Below are 605 nucleotides of genomic sequence, written 5' to 3' on the forward strand. Positions count from 1 at the left end.
GATAGAAAGCATAAGCTCTGAACTCATATGCTCGGTATCAATGTTTTCTTTCTCAAAATACAAATAAATACCGAGACCGGTAAGTTTTCTAACTATTTCAAGACAGTCAACCGTGTTTCTTGCAAGCCTACTAATAGACTTTGTAATAATCCTGTCTATCTGACCGCTCTGACAGTCTTTAAGCAGTTGTTTAAGACTTTCACGCTTATCGATTTTCGTACCGCTAATACCCTCGTCAAAGTAAAGTCCCGCATACTCCCAGCAGGGATTAGACTTAATATAGTTTTCGTAATGCTCCTTCTGCACTTCTAGACTGAGAAGCTGCTCATCACTATCACTAGAAACTCTCGCATACGCTGCAACCCGCGTCTTTTTCTCAAAACCAGTTTTTCGCATTGTAGAGTCTATTTTTATTATTTCTTTCACTATTTCCCCTCACTTTCAGCTAATACTATTCATCACTCTAAAAGCAGTGTTTATCAAGCTTTTAACCCAATAATTCCTTGTAAAACGGGTGAAATTTTTCCCTGTTAAGACGGCTTATTTTTTCTTTTTCTTGCTCGCTGATAAGCCCTTTTTTACAGAGTGAAACGGTAAGTTTTTTA

At 37.5% G+C, this 605-nt stretch carries 2 protein-coding genes; both read right to left on the reverse strand.

All coding sequences use genetic code 11. The features are described from left to right. A partial coding sequence (locus tag ACTJLE_RS06460; RefSeq protein ID WP_481267904.1) for a recombinase family protein occupies window positions 1–426 on the reverse strand: 426 nt, incomplete at its 3' end. 61 nt (window positions 427–487) lie between these two features. After that, the coding region (locus tag ACTJLE_RS06465; RefSeq protein ID WP_481267905.1) for an SHOCT domain-containing protein at window positions 488–605 on the reverse strand (118 nt) is incomplete at its 5' end.

The sequence above is a fragment of the Gardnerella sp. CCPDSM genome (genome assembly GCF_056754715.1).